Here is a 20,616-nt window from a genome sequence, read left to right as displayed (position 1 = left end):
CGTTTTTTTGCATGAAACTCAATAAATGAGTAATTTTATCTAATATTAAAAAACATGCAAAATAAACTAGTAATCATCTATTCATCGGTAGATGGTCAGACCTTAAAAATTTGTAATGCTATTACAAAACAATTAAAAGAACACAACCAGCAAGTTGACCTTTTTTCAATTGACACTTTTGAAGGCGATTTAAAAGATTACGACAAAATTGTGATTGGTTCAAGTATTCGCTATGGGGTTCATCATAAAAAAATAATTGAATTCATTAAAGCCCATAAAACGGAACTAGAAGCTACAAAATCGGTCTTCTTTTCAGTAAACTTAGTGGCGCGTAAAGAAGAAAAAAGTGCACCAGATACCAATCCATATGTGATTAAGTTCTTTAAAACCATAGATTGGAAACCTACTTTGGTTGAATGCTTTGCCGGAAAAATTGATTATAAAAAATATACATTTTTTGATAGGCTCATGATTCAACTCATTATGTATATGACTAAAGGCCCAACTAATAAGGATGCCGAAATAGAATATACCAACTGGGATAAGGTAAAAGCCTTTGGCTTGAAGCTTATTGATTTATAAAAAAGCATCAAAACCAGATTTACTAAATGGAACAATTATCGCTTACTACACCTGCCCTATTATTTTCAGCCATCTCATTAATCATGCTTGCTTATACCAATAGATTTTTAGCTTACGCTGCAGTGGTTAGAAATTTACACGACAAATACCTTGAAAAAAAAGACAAAGCGCTTATAAAGCAAATTAAAAATCTGAAAAAACGTCTGTATCTTACGCGGTCCATGCAAATTTTTGGCATTAGCAGTTTATTACTTTGTGTAGTAACCATGTTTTTAGTTTATATACAGCAACACACCATTGCCGTTTGGGTTTTTGGGTTAGCCTTGATTTTATTAATTCTTTCATTAGCCTTTTTAATCAGAGAAATTCAAATATCAGTTGAAGCCTTAGAGCATCATATTAGTGATATTGAAAATAATTAGAAAATATTATAAACAATAACAAAAGAACCTATTATCCAGTAAATTTTTAGTATAATAAGCACATAAACTTCATATATAACTAGTTGGCAACAATTATGACAGAATGACGAAAAAGGAGCTACTTTCGAATTTGAAGTAACCAAAGAAAATTTTGAATTTATGGAAAGTTGGTTTGAGAGACCTAGTGAAAAAGAAATCGTTGACGGAATAATTATTACGGAATAAAAACGTATGGCAACACCTTATAAAATTAATTGTTATTTTAGTGCTTAAACAAAGACCGTTGCTATTTCGTTACGTCTGATTTTCCTACGGAAAATCCTCACACACAAAACCGCAACTAACCTTATAAAAACACTTTAAACAAACATCAAATTGAATAAAATACTATCACTAATTTTTATATTAACCTTATTTCAAAATACCATGACCCTTTTTAATTTTAATGACCAAAGTGACATTTCTAATTGGAACATTGTGGATGATGTGGTGATGGGTGGACGCTCTAATGGTACTTTTGGTTTAAGCAATTCTGGAAAAGGACTTTTTAAAGGTAAGGTGTCTTTAGAAAATAATGGTGGTTTCTCAATGGTGCAATATCGATTTAATGCTAAACAGGTTAATAATTTCACCAAGGTTAGCATCAGATTAAAAGGTGATGGGAAATCTTATCAATTCAGAATTAAAACTAATAATAGCAATGACTATTCCTATGTTGCCCCCTTTCAAACCTCTGGTGAATGGGAAACCATAGAAATACCTTTTAACAGCATGTATCCGGCTTTTCGTGGCAGAAAATTAAATATAGGAAACTACCGAGGCGAACAAATGGAACTAATTGCCTTTTTAATAGGCAATAAAAAAGCCGAGTCTTTTCAATTGGAAATAGAAAACATCGAGTTAAAATAGAAAAAGTCTATATTAATTTTATAAACAGATTGCTTTGTGACTTTATTTCTCGAAATAACGTTTTTTATTTTTAATCCTTATAACCCATTTTGCGCATCCAGTCGTCATTGAACATTTTAGCCACATAACGGCTGCCGTGGTCATGAAATAATACTACTACCACATCCTCTTTTGTGAAATGTTCTTTTAACTGGAGCACCCCTTTTATAGCTGCCCCTGCTGAATTACCTAAAAACATGCCTTCTTCCTTGGCTAAACGCTGCGTATAAATGGCAGCATCTTTATCGGTTACTTTTGTAAAACCATCAATAATACTGAAATCCACATTTTTAGGAAGGATATCTTCTCCTATACCTTCAGTGACATAAGGATAAATTTCTTTCTCATCAAAAACACCTGTTTCATGATATTTTTTAAAAACACTTCCATAGGTATCAATTCCCCAAATTTTAATATCAGGGTTTTGTTCTTTTAAATATTTACCAACCCCTGAAATAGTACCTCCCGTGCCTACACCCACTACAAAATGAGTGATTTTACCATCGGTCTGTTCCCAGATTTCTGGCCCCGTAGATTCATAATGCGCTAAGGCATTACTTGGGTTATCATATTGATTGACATACCATGAATTTGGTGTCTCCTCAGCTAAACGCTTAGAAACAGAATAATAAGACCGTGGATCTGTTGGTTCTACATCTGTTGGACACACCACCACTTCGGCTCCAACCGCACGCAGGATATCCATTTTCTCCTTGGATTGCTTATCACTTATTACAAATACGCATTTATATCCTTTGACTATAGCTGCTAAAGCCAGACCCATACCTGTATTTCCTGAAGTTCCTTCAATAATAGTTCCTCCCGGTTTTAAACGACCATCAGCCTCAGCATCTTCAATCATTTTAACAGCCATCCTATCTTTAGTTGAATTGCCAGGATTAAAGGTTTCATACTTTGCAAGTACCAAGCAAGGTAACTCTTTGGTGAGTCTGTTAATTTTAACTAAGGGTGTATTACCAATCGTTTCTAATATGTTTTCTGCGTACTTCATAAAATATTTTCAGTTGGCAAAATTAACAAAAACCCACTAGTAAAATGTTAATTGTTTACTATAATTGTGTTAGTGATGGAGCAACTGTTGGAGCTGTTTGAAAAAAGCGACTTGCAAGAGCACGACCATACTTGTAGTATGGGAACACCCAAATTATTCAAACCTAATGGCTTTTACCGGTGATATTTTTGTGATAACGTAAGACGGCACTAACAACATGATTAAACATAACACAAGGGTGCATATATTTAATGCCAATATATACCCGAAATTAATGTATATCGGGGCCTCACTCACATAGTACACACTGGGGTCCAGTGGAAATAGTTTAAAGTATTTCTGAGCAAATAACAAACTTAAGCCTATCAGGTTTCCCCAAAACAAACCTAAAACGATTAAGTAAGAGGCATTATATAAAAACAACTTACGGATACTCCAGTTATTGCTTCCCAGGGCTTTCAGAATCCCTATCATCTGCGTTCGCTCTAAAATTAACACCAGCAAAGCGGTAATCATGTTAATCCCTGCCACTAAAATCATAATGGCAATAATGGCATAAATGTTTTTATCAAATATTTTTATCCATTCAAAAATGGAAACATACTTTTCGCTAATGGTTTGTGTATTAAAAGTTGAAGGTGTGTTATGATATATTTCAATGCCTTTTTCTTGAAGCTGGTTGTAATCATCAACAAATACTTCAAAACTCCCCACCTGGTCACTATCCCAGTTATTAATGCGCTGTAAATGTCGAATATCGCCAATCACATAAGTCGCATCAAAATCCTGAAATCCCGAATTATATATACCCACAATAGTATAAGTAATAATATTTGGTAATTTCTCTGGGTCATCTTTGGCAAAAATCATTTGAAAAGTATCACCAAGTTTAAATTTTAAACGATTGGCAATGTATTCAGACATTAAAACCTCTTCATTTCTCTCTCCCGTATAGTCCGGCAATCTGCCCTCAAGTAAAAAATCTTTAAAATAATTCCAGCTGTAATCGGCGCCAACGCCTTTTAAAACAACCCCTTCAAAATCAGTCTCCGTTCTAATAACACCGAATTTTGTTGCTACCGCCTGAATATGCTTTATGCCTTCAACAGTTTTGAACTCCGGATAAAAATCTTGCTTAGTTGAAATAGGAAAAATACTTTCCTGTGAATTATTACTGTCAAAATTTGAAATGATCACATGACCATTAAATGCTACTACTTTATCACGGATTTTTTGTTGCAGTCCAATACCCGTTGCAATAGCGATCATCATGACCACTATACCAATGGCAATAGCAGAAATTCCAATTTTTATTATTGGTGCCGAAATACTACTTTTATACGCTTTACTACCAATAATGCGTTTTGCTATAAAATACTCGTAATTCAAATTTTGTAATGATATTTAATGTTTTCAAAAATACAGTTTTATTATTTCTTTTAGTATTGATTTCGTGCGGAAACTTTTCAAAAGGTGAATCAAAACAAGAAATGATCACCATTCAAAACCCAGAAGTAATTGTGGGTGCTAATCAGACGGACCACTATTTAAAGCTATTAGAAGGAAAACGAGTTGGTATTGTGGCTAACCAGAGTAGTGTAATTTTTAAAGACTCTGAACAAAATACATACTCTCATTTAGTGGATTCTTTACTAAAACTAAAAATTAATATCGTAAAAGTATTTTCTCCAGAACATGGTTTTAGAGGAAAAGCAGATGCTGGTGAATTAGTTGATGATAGTAAAGACAATAAAACGGGCTTATCCATCATTTCGCTTCATGGTAAAAATAGAAAACCAACGACGGAACAACTTAAGGATGTAGATGTAGTAGTTTTTGATCTTCAAGATGTAGGTGTACGCTTTTACACCTATTTATCTACCATGCACTATGTAATGGAAGCTTGCGCAGAAGCCAATATACCTATGATTGTTCTTGACAGACCAAATCCCAACGGGTACTACATTGATGGTCCTGTTTTAGATCTTACCTATAAAAGTTTTGTTGGTATGCATCCCGTTCCACTAGTCTATGGCATGACTATTGGGGAATATGCTCTAATGATAAACGGGGAACATTGGTTAGAAAATAAGTTAGTTTGTAATCTCACGGTTATTCGTTTAAAAAACTATACCCATAAAACCTATTATAGTCTGCCTATCAAACCATCACCCAATTTACCAAATGATAAAGCCATCAACTTATATCCCAGCTTAGATATTTTTAGAGGAACCATTATTAATGTGGGACGCGGCACTAATTTGCAGATGCAGTGTTATGGCGCTCCCTTTTTTCCGAAAAGTGATTTTAGTTATATTCCTAAACCTAATGAAGGTGATAAACATCCCAGGTTTGAGAATAAAATTTGTTATGGAGTAGATTTAAGAAAGGAACCAAAACTTCATAAATTCACTTTAAAATATATTATTGACGCCTATAATAAGACACCAAAAAGTGAAATATTCTTTGGCACTACATTTACTGTTCACGCTGGTAATGAAATTTTACAAAAACAAATAGAATCAGGATTAACTGAAGAAGAGATAAGAGCTACTTGGCAAGAAGATCTTGAAAATTTTAAGAAAATCAGAGTCAAATATTTAATTTACAAGTAAGTAACAAAAATAATAGCTTAAATGAAAAAGATTATGGCATTCATCATGCTGGCTTTAAGTTCTTTTGGTTTTAGTCAAACAACTGAGAAGCCTCCAGAAGTTAAACCAAAAACTGCAAAAAAAATAGCGAAAGAATTTTTAAAAACCAATCATATTCCTGGTATGGCCATTTCTGTTTCCAGACATGGAAAACTTATTTGGTCAAAAGGTTTTGGTTATGCCAGTTTAAAGCCAAAAAAACGAGTGAAACCAAACAAGACCATCTTTAGAATTGCCAGTATTTCTAAATCAATAACGGCCGTTGCATTGGTTAAATTAGCAGATGATAAAGTAATTGATTTAGACACTGGTATCTATAAATATCTGCATGATTACCCAAAGAAAAATTATGATTTTACGGTACGTCAATTAGGTGGAAATATTGCTGGTATTAGACATTATAAGAATGACAGTGAATATGCTTTAAACAAAAAAATGAGTATCACAGATGGTTTATCTCTTTTCAAAGATGATCCTTTGTTATTTGAACCTGGCACAGAATATAATTATAGTTCTCCTGGATACGTTTTATTAAGTGAAATTATTCAAAAGACATCCAAGCTGCCTTATGCCACTTTCGTAAGCGATTCCATTTTCAGACCCTTAGGAATGTCTCATTCCATGGTTGATGATTCAGAAAATAAAATTCCTAACAAATCCCAGTTTTATAGTTCTTCAGTAATGAATGGACCGGTTGTGGCCAAACCTGTTGCAAACGGATATAAAGCTGCCAGTGGTGGGTTTTTATCTACTTCAGAAGATATCATCAAATTTGGAAATGAAATAATTAACCCAAAAATAGTATCTAAACAAGCTGTTTCTGAAATTGTAACCAGTCAAAAATTGAATAATGGTTATAAAACGGGCTATGGCATTGGTTTTTCTGTTGAAAAATCAAAAAATGGCACACCTAAATATTATCATACCGGTGGTGGTATAGGAGCATCAAGTATTTTATTAATTTACCCTGAAGAAGAACTCGTAATAACGGTTCTCACGAATCTCACTGGAGTGAATATGAAAGAATTTGCAAATCAGTTAGAATGGTACTTTATGGATTAATAATGGTTGGTCTTTTATATTTTTGAAAAGGTTGTTTCAGTAAATTAGTGATTTGTCCATTTTCAACCTCATCAGGAAATACATCAACACCATATACCAGTTTTTCTCTATCTAAATGCCTGTAGGTTCCCAATAAACGATCCCATATTGAAAAAATATTTCCATAATTAGAATCCGTATAAGGCAACACATAATGATGATGCACTTTATGCATATCTGGTGAAACCAAAAAATAACTCAGTACTTTATCAATTTGCTTAGGTAGCTTTATATTGGCATGTGTAAATTGTGTCGCCACTAATGACATAGACTGATATAACATGACAATTCCCATTGGTACTCCTATCACAAATACCCCAAATAGTGTAAATGCAAAACGAATAACACTTTCTAAAGGATGATGTCTGTTAGCCGTGGTTGTATCAACATTGTGATCTGTATGATGCACTAAATGAATCATCCACAAAGATTTCACTTTGTGCTCCATAAAATGCGGTAAATAAGCCCCGAAAAAATCCATAAACAAAACCCCTAAAATGATATATAACCATAGTGGCAATTCCGGCAACCAATTAAGAATTCCAAAATTGTTCGCCATGACCCAATCCGCCGACATTAACAATAGAAAGGCCAAGACAAAATTGATGATGATGGTGGTTACAGTAAAAAATAAATTAGGAATGGCATGCCTCCACTTTTTATATTTGAATTTAAATAAAGGAACTGCACCTTCTAAAACCCAGAAAAATGTTAAACCACCCACTAAAATCAAGCTTCTATGTAAAGAAGGTATGGTCTCAAAATAATTTAAAAATTCTTGCATAGCATCTATCATTAATTTTTAAATATAACAAAAATAATAGTTCACTTTATCAACTTCTTCATCTCTTCAACGATATTAAAGGCCGCCGGGCAAATAGCCACATTTTTCAATGTAAGGTTTGATATTTGTTGAAACTTTTTTCTGTCGGTATGAGGAAACTCACTACAAGCCTTGGGTCTTACTTCATAAATTGAGCAATAATTATCAGCACTTAAAAAGGCACAGGGCACATTTTGTAACACATAATCATTCTCCTCATCCATGCGCAAATACTGACTTATAAATTGCTGTGGCTTCAACTTAAAATGTTTTGAAATCCGCTCAATATCTTTATCAGTAAATAATGGACCTGTAGTTTTACAGCAATTGGCACATTTCAAACAATCGGTACGTTCAAATTCCTGTTCATGTAACTCCTGCATGATATAATCCAAATTCTTTGGTGTTTTCTTTTTTAGCTTATCAAAGAATTTTTTGTTTTCGTTATGCTTATCTTTGGCCAGCTTAGGGAGATTATTTATAAAGTCTTGCATGGCGCAAAAATACTATTTTTAATGAAGGATTTATTTGGGCAAGCGCTTTTAGATTTTCAAAAAGGTGAATTTACTGAAGATATCATTACCTCTACAAATATTTCTGATGATGATATCCTTCCAATCTCCTATCTTTTCAGAGACTTCAAGGACATGCCAAAACTTGAGCAAAAAGCCATAAAATTAGTAAAAGGATCAATTCTTGATGTCGGTTGTGGCGCGGGAAGTCATAGTTTATATCTTCAAGAAAAAGGGTTTCAATTAAAAAGCATTGATATCTCAAAAGGCGCCATTGAAGTATGTAAACTGAGAGGTTTAAAAAATGTAGAAGTAAAAAATATTCTGAATGAAACAGAAACCTTTGATACTATTTTACTCCTCATGAATGGCACCGGTATTTTTCAAGAATTGTCTCAGGTTTCAAAATACCTAACCCATTTAAAATCATTACTCAATCCGCAAGGACAAATTTTAATAGACTCTTCAGATATTAAATACATGTATGAAGATGATGATGGTGGATTCTGGATTGATGCACATGCCAATTACTATGGAGAACTTGATTATTTTTTAAGTTATAAAGGCGAAAAAGAAACCCCTATGAAATGGCTATACTTAGATTTTGACACTTTGAAATTAGCTTGTGAAACCATTGGACTCAGCTGTGAACTTATTTTAGAAGGGGACCATTTTGATTATTTAGCTAAGTTGTCTTTACCATAAACAGATTGACCATCTATAACTGTATTTATTACTTTTATGTTTGGTATTTCATCTTCAGGAGCTTCCATAATATTTTTATCCAGAATTATGAAATCTGCAAATTTGCCTGCTTCTATACTTCCTTTTTCATGTTCTTCAAAGTTTGAATAAGCCGCCCAAATAGTCATGCCTTTTAAGGTTTCTTCTCTGGTCAACGCATTTTCCTTTTGAAACCCCTCTTTTGGATATCCTTTTAAATCCTGTCTAGAAACTGCGGCATAAAAGGTTAAAAACGGACTCACCTGTTCCACAGGGAAATCAGTTCCTAAAGCTACTTTTCCATATTTATTTAATAAATCTTTAAAGGCATAAGCGCCTTTGATACGGTCATGACCTAATCTATCTTCTGCCCAATACATATCACTGGTGGCATGTGTTGGTTGCACCGAAGGTATAATATCGCTAAATAACTCAAAATCGTCTGGAGAGATTACTTGAGCATGTTCTATTCTCCAACGTCTGCCCTCTTTACCTTCCAAAACATTTTTGTAAATATTCAACACGGCATGATTGGCTGAATCTCCAATAGCATGGGTATTCATTTGATATTCTGAATTAGCGATTCTCATGGCGCCTGATTTAATATCCTCAGCTGACATTACCGGAAGCCCAAATGAATGATTATTATCATGATATGGATTTCTTAATAACGCGCCACGTGAACCTAAAGCACCATCAGCATAAAATTTAAAGGAACGAACATTAAGTTTATTCGTTTTAATAATTCCTTTATCCAAAAAATAATTTAGGTTTTGTTCAGTTCCGGGAACCATCATATATAATCTAATCTTTAAATCTTCGGATTTTTGTAAGCTATCGATAACATTTATTGTTTCAATCCATGGGGATGTAAAAATATCGGGGCCGGCATCAGACAATGATGTGAGACCATTACTTAAACAAATATCCTGAGCTTTCAATAAAGCATCTATGAGTTCCATAGAGGTTGCCTTTGGCCAGTTTTTTTCAATTAATTGCTCTGCATTATCTATTAAAACACCGGTCAATTCACCGTTTTTAATAACAACTTCACCACCGTCAATTTTACTATCAATAGTTACTTTACCCAAATCTAAAGCTGCTTGATTGCATAAAACAGCATGTCCATCTATACGGGTTAAAGCAATAGGAGTGTCTGGAAATAAATTATCTAATAGTGTTTTTGACGGCATTTCCTTATTCTCCCAATCATTTTGATCCCAACCTCTGCCCTTAATTTGTGGCAAATTATATTTTTCTTGAAATTCAACAACTCGGTTAACAACCTCCTCAAAACTCAAAGTACCGACTAAATTAACCCGCTGTTGTAACTGCCCTAAACTTAAAAAATGGCAATGGGCATCTATAAATCCTGGAACAATAGTTTGTCCATCCACATCCGTAACATTCTTTGAAAAATACTTTCCTTGAATATCCTTAGCATTGCCAACTTCAACAAATTTTCCATCTTTAATAGCAAATGCTTCTGCTTTTTCAAAATTTGAATTTACAGTATAGACATTGGCGTTTACATAAATTGAATCCACTTCAATTTTTTTCTTACAGGAGACTATTGCAATGACAACAAAAATTAAAAGATACTTTTTCATTTTATATTTATTGAATTGATGTAAAAATACAAAAAGCGTTCAAAATTGAACGCTTCTTATTATTCTTTAAGATTTAGCAGATTAAAAATCAAACTTATAGGTCGCCCCGGCTAAAAACTGAATACTCTGCACTGGAAAATTTTGCCAGCGCTCATAACCTTTATTAGCTAAATTATTGCCCTTTGCATATATGGATAATTGCTCATTAACGTGATAGCCCAAATGCAAATTGGCATCAAAAAAACTCTCAAGTGTTACCGTAAATGGTGTTGAAGCAATTAAAGGATTATTCAGATAGAACTGATCTTTTCTTTCTCCTGTATAAAATAAATTAGCACCCGTAAACCAATGCTCATCTATTTGATAATCTAAGAACAGAGACCCTTTCATATCCGGCAAATTCCATGCTTCGTTTTGCGCACCTGTGGCATAGCTGAAATATTCAGCTTTAATTCCCAATTTAAAATTTCTATTAACATCTACATTTATTTCTCCGGCAAAACTAAAAGTATCTACATCATCATAAACAATTCCAAACGAGTTTCCGTAGGAATAGTTTTGAGAAGTAGCAGTAATTTCATTATTTATAAAAAGGGCCTTATTCCTATCTGCTACATATTTCCCACTTATATTATAACTCATGTTACTTGATACTTTACCTTGTAAACCAACGTAAGCATTATACAATTGATCTGTTGGTTTAATAATTAAGGTTGGTGAAACAAATGGATTTTCAGAAGCAAAATCATAATAGGAGTTTTGAATTAATCCTCCTTTTATGCCCCCATAAGCTATTAAAATATCATTGACCAACCTATAGGAAGCGGTCACATTAGGATAAATATAAAAATTACTCTCACTAGCTTCGTTATCATTTAAATAAAACAATGACAGCCCTAAAGAGATACTTAAATCATCCTGTTTAAATTCATACTTTGACGTTACTCCAATTTGAAAATTAGCATATTTTAATTCATCAGCCGTCATATAATTTCTATCAAAAGAACCCCCTAAATAATCAAAAACAACATCGGTTGAAATTTCTTCTTGGTTAACAGGAATATCAAAAGTCGATTTTACAACAAATCTGTTTTCTCCCGAACCTTGATTATCACCAAAACGTCTGAATAAGAAACTTCCTGAATTAATATACGTGTTTTCAAAAGTGACATCACTCCCAAAATGAGCTCCAAAAAACGAATGGCCGCCTTTAATATTATTAGTACTTGCTTCGTCAACCATAGCCTGTGGCAATCCATACCAGTTAAATTGTTGTTGTTGAAAACCCCCTTCAGCAGTCCATGTTAAATCTCTTAACCTATTGGCATAATTTACATTGACCTTTGAATCTGAAAAATTATCATCTAAAAGTAAATCTGGAATACCCCCTTGTGAAGAATGATGCCTAAAATAACCACCAACACTTTGCGACCGGCTGATAGCGTGATTCAAATAAACTTCACCTAAAATGGAGGTATAAGTTCCAACGCCCACAGAAGCATAATTATCGAATAATTTTGAAGGTTTATCTTTCTCAACAATAGCAGCTTTTCCTTTTGCCGGCGTAAATGTTGATGCGACCGGAAAAGAGAAGATATTATATTTTATTTCCTTTTTAGTACTTGTTTCTTCGTCATCAATTGAGGGAACTTCCTTAACCTTAAAGGCATCTGAAATTGTTGGTGTATAGGGTTTTACAACATTAATAACACCAGTACCAATAGTGTCCTTTTCTTGAGAAAACACAAGTGTAGAACTGAATGCTAAAACGGTTAATATTATTTTATTCAAGTGCTTGCGCATAGGTTTTGTTGTTTGATTTGATTTATGATTGATGAAAAAATTAATCTTTAGTTTTAATAGAGGCATTTGTTTTTGATTCTTCAGCCTTTATACTATTTAATTCTGATTGGGCTTCAGACACTACTTCTTCAAATTCTTTAAAGTTTTCAATGACACTCTGTAAGATATAAGTTGCTTGATAGGCATCCTTAAGAGCATAAAAATTCTTAGCCATAAGAACTAACCCTTTAGCGCTGTAAAATTTATACCCTGAAAAATCTTTAGCTAATTTTTGAACTGTCGTATTAGAGGCTTCATATTTTCCTTCTTTGTTTTTAAAATAGGCATTATAATATAACGCTTCAGCAGCCATTTCACCTGTAGCCACTTTTTCAACTTTTTCATAATTTCTTTTGGCTTTAATTTCATCACCTGTTTTCATAGCGGAACGGGCCATTATAATATGGGCATCTGCCTCAATTTTGTTATCAATTTTTACATTTGATAACACTTTTTCAGCATAAGTCACGGCTTCTTTATATTTCTCTAATTGATAATTAGCCTTCATTAAATTAGACTGTGCAAATACTACATTTTGAGGAAAATTGGCTTCTTTCTCTAATCTTAACAATAATGGCATGGATTCTTTATAGTTTTTACCTTCCAAATAAAATTGTGATAAACGCAGTAACGCCTCTTCTGTAAACTCGTTTTGAGAAGCTTCAACCACATATTTATAATGAGAAGCTGCATTTGAACCCAAATCATTTTTATAATACAATTGCGCTAAATAAAAATGAGCCTGTAAAGCATGCAATCCATTTGAGAATTGATTAATATAATTGTTAAATTGAGTAATGGCCTTTTCAGTATTACTATCTAAATATTGTTTCTCTGCTGCTTCATAAGTAGCATTATCTAAATCTGAATCGGATACTTCTACATAACCAAGTGTTTTCACCCAGGTGGCGTAATCATTAACACGACCTAAATCAATATAAATTAAACGCGCAGTAGAAACTGCTTGAGCCGCTTCTGGTGTATTGGGGAAATCAACAGCTACTTTTTTAAATTTAATTAAAGCTTGTTCATTTTGACTTGAATTATAATACACCAACCCTTGGCGTAATAAGGACTTTGACACGAATGAACTCATTCTATATTCGTCATTTAAACGATTATACATATGTAAGGCCTTATCTGTTTGATTCGCTTTTACATAAGAATTACCTAATTCATACATGGCGTCATCCCTGAGTTTAGAACTTTTATATTCAGAGATAAACTGCTCCAATTCAGAAATCTTTTTTGCATCCTGTCCAATATAACCTGCACTTATTGCCTTTTGAAAAAAAGCATAATCAGAATCTATCTCATTGAGCTTATTTGCATTGTTGTACGCCGAAATGGCTTTACTATAATCACTTGATACAAAATACGAATCTCCTAAACGCAAATAAGCATCATTCAATCTAACTTTATCATCCTTTTTACCAGCTATAAATTGATTAAAATAGCGAATGGCTGGTTCATAGTTTTTTAGTTTAAAATAGGTGTATCCTAAATTATAATCTAAATTCTTAAATTCTGGTGTTGACCTAGAAACGGCTTGCTGTTCAAATTGCTTGAAACCAATTAATGCCTCTTCATAATTAGTCAGATTATATTCTGTTTCTGCTTTCCAAAAAGTAGCTCTAGAGGTATATTTATCATTTCTCGGTTCTTTCAAGGATTGACTAAAAAGCACTCGTGCATCTACATATTTGCCCTCGTTGTAAATTTCAATTCCTCTATAAAAAGCAACTTTCTGATAAGCAACCTTATTTTCAAAACTTCTTTTTCCTTCTAATAATTTTAAAGCTTCAACATAATTTTTTGAGGTTATATAACTATCTATTAAAAGAGTTTCCAATTCTTCCTTGTGGGTTGAATTTGGATACTTAGCGACATAATCTGACAAAACCTGAGAGGCTGATTGATAGGGATTTCCAATTTCATAACTAATCTTAGCATAATTTAACCAAGCATCTTCCTGAATTTTTAAATCAAAACTCATTTGTGATGCGTTTCTAAAAGCATTTAGTGCTTCTTGTTTTTTATTAAGATTAATATAACTTTCGCCTAAATGATAATAGGCATTTTGTGCAGTGGCATCTTTTCCTCCAACTATTTTATTGAATTCTGAAATAGCCTTTTCATAATCCTTTTGTTTATAATAGGCATATCCTAATTGGTAAAAATCAGTGTTATTCCATTTCCCATTTTTACCTTTGTATTGATTTAAATAAGGAATAGCTTCAGCATATTTTTCTAAATTAAAATAACTTTCGCCTATAATTTTTGAGAGTTCAGAAACTTCATTACTATCACTTACCTCAAGTCTTTCTTTTGCTAATTCAATAGCCTTTTCAAATTTTCCTAATTTAAAATTAAGATCGGCCTGATAATAAGACAGCTTTTCCTTGTACTTTTCTTGATCGCTTACCTGCTCAAAATAGGCATTAGCCTGAGTATAATCATCGCCTTCATAAGCCATGAAACCAATATAATATTTCGCTTGAGAACCATATTCTTTGGAGTTTTCAACACGACTCAAATACTTTTTAGCGTCTTTATTTTGCTTGGATGCAAATGCTGAATACCCATTATTAAAATTAAATTTATCAATTTCCCTACCAGACAAAGCTTCTTCATTCACCTTTGCATACCATTTACGGGCATAAGCATATTTTGAATTTTCATAATAATAATCGCCTACATCAACATAAGCCGTATTGCATTTAGTACTTGTTGGATATTTTTTTACAAAGTCTTCAATTAATTTATCAGCATTTTGTTGGTTTAATCTGACTGCGCAATTGGCAATGTAATAAGCACAATCTGACTGTAAAGCATCTTCCTTCGATGTTTTTTCAATAGATTCAAACAATGATTGAGAAGCTAAATATTGCTGATTGTTATAAAGCGTTAATGCTTTTTGATAATCTGCCAAATCATTAGTAAAAATTTCTGATTGTTGTGCGCTTAATTGAAAGCTAATGATTGTTGCAACACCAAAGAAAACAATGTTTTTAAAAGTCATTAAAATTGTGGTTTTAATTTAAAAATCAAAGATAAATTAATCTAAATCTTATAACGTAAGAATCGCATTATAATTATAAACCGAGTTATTAAAACTTAAATAAAGATAATTATGCTTAAATTATAGCTAAAGTTTTACTGATCAGTTTTTAGGTTTTGACTTTTTAGTGATACATTTACAGATGTAAATTTATCTTATGCCCATGTCCAATCCTATATTACAATTAAAAGATGCTTCTATTTCACAAGGCGATAATTTGGTGCTTTCGAATGTTAACGTAGAAATCAATAAAGGCGAATTTGTTTATTTGATAGGAAAAACCGGATCCGGGAAAAGTAGTTTTATGAAAATCCTTTATGGGGATTTAATACTTACCGAAGGAGAAGGACATATTGTGGGTCATAATTTAAAAAACCTAAAAGATAAAGATATTCCGTTTTTGAGAAGAAAATTAGGGATTGTATTTCAAGATTTTAAATTACTGACGGACAGAACTATTAACGATAATTTATTGTTTGTTTTAAAGGCTACTGGTTGGAAAGATAAAAGTGAAATGAATAAGCGAGTTGAAGAAGTTTTAAACAAGGTAGGTATGAAAACTAAAGGCTTTAAATACCCTCATGAACTTTCTGGTGGCGAGCAGCAGCGCATTGCCATTGCTAGAGCTTTATTGAATAATCCGGAACTCATCCTAGCCGATGAACCAACTGGAAATCTTGATCCGCAAACTAGTATTGAGGTGATGGAGGTTTTGCAAGACATCAATAAACATGGTAATACTATTTTAATGGCTACGCATGACTATGCCTTGCTTTTAAAATATCCAAGTAAAACGCTGAAATGTGATGAAAATCAAGTTTTTGAAGTAGTTCAGAGAAGAGTTTAAATATGCTTTCTGTCTTAATCCCTACATATAATTATGACATTACTTATTTAGTTCATGAGCTTCATAAGCAAGCAACAAAAGCAGAAATTGATTTTGAAATTATATGTTTGGATGATGGATCAAAAGCAGAAATTAATTCTAAAAACGACTCAATAAACCAATTAAATTATTGCAAATTTAAAGTGTTGCCTTTAAATATTGGCAGAAGTGCCATTAGAAACTTACTTGCCAAAGAAGCTCAATATGAAAATCTTTTATTTATTGATGCGGGTACATTTCCAAAAAAAGACACTTTTGTAAAGGATTACATCCCTTTTATGGCAAAAGAAGCTTCAAGTGGTGGCATGACTTATATAGAAAAAGAGCCAGAATCAAAGTATAAACTGCGCTGGATTTACACAAAAAAAAGAGAACAAAACACATTATGTTCTTCAAATTTTATGATTAAAAAAAAAGTAGTACTAAATATAACGTTTGATGAATCTTTAATACAATATGGATATGAAGATGTACTCTTTTTTGAAACATTAAGAAAAAATAATATTGAAGTATTTTCTTTTAATAATCCAGTAATTCATGACTGCACAGATGATTGTTTAACCTTTTTAAAGAAAACTGAGTTTGCCATTCAAAATCTTAAATTACTTGCAGAAAGTAAAAAATTAGATAAAACGCAATCAAATATTTTAAAATATTATAGCATTATAGATAAAATAAAATTTGTTAAGATTACTGCATTTTGCTTTAAATTGATAAACCCAATTTTAAAAAGGAATCTTTGTTCTAAATTTTTATTATTGAGTGTATATGATTTCTACCGGCTGGGCTACTATTGTTTAATTAAAACAAAGGATAAATGACTTTTTTTTCTGTAATAATTCCTTTATATAATAAGGAAGACTATATTGAAGAAACTATTAAAAGTGTTCTAAATCAATCATTTAATGATTTTGAAATTATAATAGTTGATGATGGAAGTACCGATGACAGCTTAAAACTTGCATCTCAATTTACAGATTCAAAAATTACTCTTATAAAACAAAAAAATCTAGGAGCTTCAGTAGCTAGAAATAAAGCAATAGAAACTGCAAAAGGCAAATACATCGCCCCTTTAGATGCAGATGACATTTGGCACAAAAATCATCTTTTAGAATTAAAGAGCTTAATTAATTCTTTTCCAAATGCAGGCTTGTTTTGCAATAATTATGAAATTAAACTTAATGATAATTTTGTTATAAAAGCAAATTTTAATTTTAGTTATGGCTCAGATCATTTAGAAATACCAGATTTTTTTGATGCTAATATTATTAATTATATTCCGTCATCGTCATCTACGGCTTTTTTAAAATCTTCATTTGTTAAACTCGGAGCTTATGATACTAGTTTAAGAACTGGGCAAGACCTTGATTTATGGATTAGATTTGCGCTTCAATACAAAGTAGTGTTTAATCCAACTATAACAATGGTCTATAATAATTATGATGATTCAAGCCTTTCTAAAAGTGATTATAATTTAGATAGATATAATTATATTTCTAACTTCAATACAGAAGAACAACAAAACCCTTCTTTAAAAAAATATTTAGATGTTAATAGGTATGCTGTAGCTTTAAGATGTAAAATAAATAATGAAAAAAAGCTATATAGAAAGTTAAAAAACGAAATTGATTATAAAAATTTAAACATAAAACAAAAATTCCTTATTAACATACCTGCTTTTGGACTAAAACTTATAAAAAGGTTTCAATGTTTCCTGATAAACAGAAAAATCTATGTCACTGCTTTTAAATAATTCAAAAATCAATTTAGTAGATTTTTCCAGTCTTTAGAAATCTTTTTTATTGAAAATTGATTGACGCTACCAGTCGCATTTATTTTACATTGAGTGTATAGTGATTCGTTTTCTACAAAAAGATTAAAGGCTTCTGATAAAACATTTGGATTATAATTTTCTACTAAAAGACCATTAAATTTATGTTGAATAACTTCTTGAGGGCCAGATTTACAGTTAACAGAAATCACCGGAGTTCCACAAGCCAAAGATTCTATTAAAACCATTGGAAAACCTTCATATCTGCTCGTTAGAGTACAAAATTTTGCGTTTTTAACATATGGAAATGGATTTTTGAGAAAAGATATGAATTTTACACTATCCTCAATTTGCAAATCTTTAACCGTTTTTTTTACTTTAAAAGTATCCTTCCCATCTCCTATCATGTATAATTTAATTCCTCTACCTATCAAAATAGACTTTTTATATGCCTGAAAGAGCAGTTCAAAATTTTTAACAGCATCATCAATTCTCCCATAAAACAATATATAGTTATCTTTTATTTTAATCTTTTTATTCGATTTATTTGTGATGTCTTCTATATCAACTGGATTGTAAATTTGAGTACAATTATTAAACCCATATTTTGAAATAATCGCCGATTGAATTTCTTTACTGACAGCTATTAATTTAAAATTTTTCCTATAAAGTAACTTTGCCAAAAAAATGGATTCTGGTAAATAATTTAATAAATAATAGCTATGCACTATGGAGATTATCCTTTTCGCCTTAAACACATAATTATAAAGTACAAATTCTTTAAAAAACTGGCTCCTTGGTCTATTATCAATAATTACATCAAAGGCATGATCTTGAAAATATCGTTTTAAAATTTTTAATTTTTTGTAATTAGAACGATCCCCTTTTAATTTTTCTTCCAAATTAAATAAGGTCCCTTTAAATTCATATTCAATTAGATTTTTAGTACTCAGAATATGAACATCATAATTTAAGGCAGATAGAATTATTGAAAGTGAAGCACTGAATCGTTCCGCGCCTCCGGCACCTAATGATGTAGTAACAATGCAAATTCTTTCCATAATTTGTTTTTATATAAAAAAATTAGAAAAATAGAATTATGAAAAAATTATTTAAAAAAAGTGTCATAATCAATTGTGTCCCTTATTATTCGTTTCCGCTCTTTAAAATGTTCACTAAAAATACTTCGTGTTGAATCCACTTCCGTACTTCTTACCTGACATAAATCTGCAATGCTATGAAATATATCATCAATCATATACTTTACTTCTTTATTAATTGAGATGTCTTTATGGTGCTTAAAATCTTCTGAAAGCCACACAAACATGGGGATTTCATAAATATTTCTGGTTATTATCTGATCTGCTGAATGTCCAAAAAAATCTATGTCATCATAAACTTCTTCGCCATGATCTGAAAAATAAAAAACAAAGCTACTTACTGAAAGTTTTTTAGTTAATTCAATAACTTCTCTAATAACATAATCTGAATACCTTATGGCGTTATCATAAGAATTAATTTTTTTAAAGACTTCCTTGTTATTAAATTTAGTTCTTGGGGTATTTTTAAAATGATTGTACTCTTTTGGATATCTTTTACTATAATCAATATGAGCACCAATCATCTGCAAAAAAATAACCTTCTTATCTCCTTCTTCTAAAAACACTTTCTTTAACTGATCTATGAGGTCTTGATCAAAATTAGTTGTTTCATTGGTGTGCTTTGAATTTAAAAAAAATGACTTGTCTGCACCTAAACCAATTTTAGTTACCTGTGTATCAAATACGCCAATGGGCCGCTGGTTTGAAATCCAGTAAGTTTTAAAATTTGCTTGATTTAACAACTGAATAATAGAACCCTTGTATTTAATCTCTGTATTTTCAAAATTACCTAAAGTCAACCCTTTTGTTAGAGAAGCAATTGTATATGTATGAGGACTAATCACATTATTATAGATAATCATTTCTTTCTTAATTTCTTCAAGCAGTGGGGTGGTATTTCTATAATAATTATAAATTCCCATATGAGACCTAGACGTAGATTCCCCAATAATAATTATATATACTTCCTGCTTACTTATATTAGATTCTCGAGACACATTTTTAAAAGCTCCATTTTTATTGATTCTATAATCACTAAACTTTTTGGAATCCAAATAATATTCAATACTTGATTTAATTACTAAGTAGGGAAGGTTAAAACTAATTAAAGTAGATACTTTTAAAAAAATGAATATGGCCACCAGCGCAGCTAATATTCTAAATTTGTGCTTTTTTGAGGTCAACAAAGCTTTATGGCATTCCCTTCTTATAAATATTATTGAAATTATTGCTACTATTAAAAATAAAACAGTCAAAACAATAATTTGTGCATCTAAATATGAACTAGTAAACTCTTTGATTTCATTAGTGTTAGATTCCATGGCAATAAAAATAGCCGATGAACTAAAAAATGATTTAAAGAGATAATAATAAACTGTTTCTAAATAAAGAAAAATAGAAAAAACCAAATAAGCAAAAATTAAATAATATTTAAATAGATTCTTCCTACTTATAAAATACAGAGGACAAATAATCGCTAAAGCAAATAAAATGTTTTCTATTACAACATATAGAATCCTCAGGCTAATTCCTTCAAAAACTAATTCAAAGAAGAATACTAATAAAATA

General features: G+C 31.5%; 18 protein-coding genes. 9 read left to right on the top strand and 9 right to left on the bottom strand.

Annotation, left to right across the window (positions count from 1 at the left end):
• The first annotated feature begins 54 nt into the window (after positions 1-54).
• The 3 genes from hemG (at position 55) to V8G56_RS05470 (ending at position 1,913) form a co-directional block, all read left to right on the top strand.
• Complete coding sequence (hemG, locus tag V8G56_RS05480; protein WP_395437427.1) at positions 55-582, top strand: menaquinone-dependent protoporphyrinogen IX dehydrogenase; 528 nt, start codon at positions 55-57, stop codon at positions 580-582.
• Between the two features lie 26 nt (positions 583-608).
• Entirely contained in the window at positions 609-1,004 is a 396-nt protein-coding gene (locus V8G56_RS05475; protein ID WP_395437426.1) for a DUF2721 domain-containing protein, read from the top strand.
• Positions 1,005-1,379: 375 nt separating this feature from the next.
• Positions 1,380-1,913, top strand: coding sequence for a CIA30 family protein (locus tag V8G56_RS05470; protein ID WP_395437425.1), 534 nt, complete (start codon positions 1,380-1,382; stop codon positions 1,911-1,913).
• A 70-nt stretch (positions 1,914-1,983) separates the two neighbouring features.
• Here the strand turns inward: V8G56_RS05470 and V8G56_RS05465 are convergent, their stop codons facing one another.
• Both V8G56_RS05465 and V8G56_RS05460 read right to left on the bottom strand, forming a co-directional pair.
• Entirely contained in the window at positions 1,984-2,964 is a 981-nt protein-coding gene (locus V8G56_RS05465) for a PLP-dependent cysteine synthase family protein (protein ID WP_395437424.1), read from the bottom strand.
• 153 nt (positions 2,965-3,117) lie between these two features.
• A complete protein-coding gene (locus tag V8G56_RS05460) occupies positions 3,118-4,353 on the bottom strand; it encodes an ABC transporter permease (RefSeq protein ID WP_395437423.1) in 1,236 nt (411 codons plus the stop codon).
• Positions 4,354-4,361: 8 nt separating this feature from the next.
• Between V8G56_RS05460 and V8G56_RS05455 the strand changes: the two genes are divergently transcribed.
• Complete coding sequence (locus V8G56_RS05455) at positions 4,362-5,579, top strand: exo-beta-N-acetylmuramidase NamZ family protein (RefSeq protein WP_395437422.1); 1,218 nt, start codon at positions 4,362-4,364, stop codon at positions 5,577-5,579.
• Positions 5,580-5,600: 21 nt separating this feature from the next.
• Positions 5,601-6,680 (top strand): serine hydrolase domain-containing protein, encoded by a 1,080-nt coding sequence (locus V8G56_RS05450; RefSeq protein WP_395437421.1) that lies wholly within the window; start codon positions 5,601-5,603, stop codon positions 6,678-6,680.
• Here the strand turns inward: V8G56_RS05450 and V8G56_RS05445 are convergent.
• Positions 6,670-7,503, bottom strand: coding sequence for a sterol desaturase family protein (locus V8G56_RS05445; protein WP_395437420.1), 834 nt, complete (start codon positions 7,501-7,503; stop codon positions 6,670-6,672). The genes V8G56_RS05450 and V8G56_RS05445 overlap by 11 nt on opposite strands.
• Positions 7,504-7,544: 41 nt before the next feature.
• A complete protein-coding gene (locus V8G56_RS05440) occupies positions 7,545-8,036 on the bottom strand; it encodes a YkgJ family cysteine cluster protein (RefSeq protein WP_395437419.1) in 492 nt (163 codons plus the stop codon).
• Positions 8,037-8,057: 21 nt separating this feature from the next.
• On the opposite strand from V8G56_RS05440, the gene V8G56_RS05435 reads away from it, so the two are divergent.
• Positions 8,058-8,759, top strand: coding sequence for a class I SAM-dependent methyltransferase (locus V8G56_RS05435; RefSeq protein ID WP_395437418.1), 702 nt, complete (start codon positions 8,058-8,060; stop codon positions 8,757-8,759).
• Here the strand turns inward: V8G56_RS05435 and V8G56_RS05430 are convergent.
• From V8G56_RS05430 to V8G56_RS05420, 3 genes are all read right to left on the bottom strand, one after another.
• Complete coding sequence (locus tag V8G56_RS05430) at positions 8,732-10,387, bottom strand: amidohydrolase (RefSeq protein ID WP_395437417.1); 1,656 nt, start codon at positions 10,385-10,387, stop codon at positions 8,732-8,734. The genes V8G56_RS05435 and V8G56_RS05430 overlap by 28 nt on opposite strands.
• An 81-nt stretch (positions 10,388-10,468) precedes the next feature.
• Positions 10,469-12,190 (bottom strand): TonB-dependent receptor, encoded by a 1,722-nt coding sequence (locus V8G56_RS05425; protein ID WP_395437416.1) that lies wholly within the window; start codon positions 12,188-12,190, stop codon positions 10,469-10,471.
• A 40-nt stretch (positions 12,191-12,230) separates the two neighbouring features.
• A complete protein-coding gene (locus tag V8G56_RS05420) occupies positions 12,231-15,251 on the bottom strand; it encodes a tetratricopeptide repeat protein (RefSeq protein ID WP_395437415.1) in 3,021 nt (1,006 codons plus the stop codon).
• A 202-nt stretch (positions 15,252-15,453) separates the two neighbouring features.
• Here V8G56_RS05420 and V8G56_RS05415 point away from each other — a divergent pair, with 202 nt between their 5' ends.
• From V8G56_RS05415 to V8G56_RS05405, 3 genes are read left to right on the top strand one after another with little or no spacing between them, the layout of a single operon-like run.
• Positions 15,454-16,137, top strand: a complete 684-nt coding sequence (locus tag V8G56_RS05415) for a cell division ATP-binding protein FtsE (protein WP_395437414.1) — start codon at positions 15,454-15,456, stop codon at positions 16,135-16,137.
• Positions 16,138-16,139: 2 nt separating this feature from the next.
• Positions 16,140-16,997: a glycosyltransferase family 2 protein gene (locus V8G56_RS05410; RefSeq protein ID WP_395437413.1), complete on the top strand. Its 858-nt coding sequence runs from the start codon at positions 16,140-16,142 to the stop codon at positions 16,995-16,997.
• Positions 16,994-17,929 (top strand): glycosyltransferase family 2 protein, encoded by a 936-nt coding sequence (locus V8G56_RS05405; RefSeq protein ID WP_395437412.1) that lies wholly within the window; start codon positions 16,994-16,996, stop codon positions 17,927-17,929. The genes V8G56_RS05410 and V8G56_RS05405 overlap by 4 nt, the downstream gene beginning before the upstream one ends.
• Before the next feature lie 8 nt (positions 17,930-17,937).
• Here V8G56_RS05405 and V8G56_RS05400 read toward each other — a convergent pair whose 3' ends face one another.
• Together V8G56_RS05400 and V8G56_RS05395 are read right to left on the bottom strand one after the other, a co-directional pair.
• Positions 17,938-19,008, bottom strand: coding sequence for a glycosyltransferase (locus tag V8G56_RS05400; RefSeq protein ID WP_395437411.1), 1,071 nt, complete (start codon positions 19,006-19,008; stop codon positions 17,938-17,940).
• 47 nt (positions 19,009-19,055) lie between these two features.
• Positions 19,056-20,369, bottom strand: a complete 1,314-nt coding sequence (locus V8G56_RS05395) for a phosphoethanolamine transferase (protein ID WP_395437410.1) — start codon at positions 20,367-20,369, stop codon at positions 19,056-19,058.
• Between the last annotated feature and the right edge of the window lie 247 nt (positions 20,370-20,616).

It is taken from the genome of Gaetbulibacter aquiaggeris (assembly GCF_044003965.1).
GTDB lineage: Bacteria > Bacteroidota > Bacteroidia > Flavobacteriales > Flavobacteriaceae > Yeosuana > Yeosuana aquiaggeris.
Note: the sequence above shows the minus strand (reverse complement) of the source record. Positions and strands in the feature narration are given on the sequence as shown.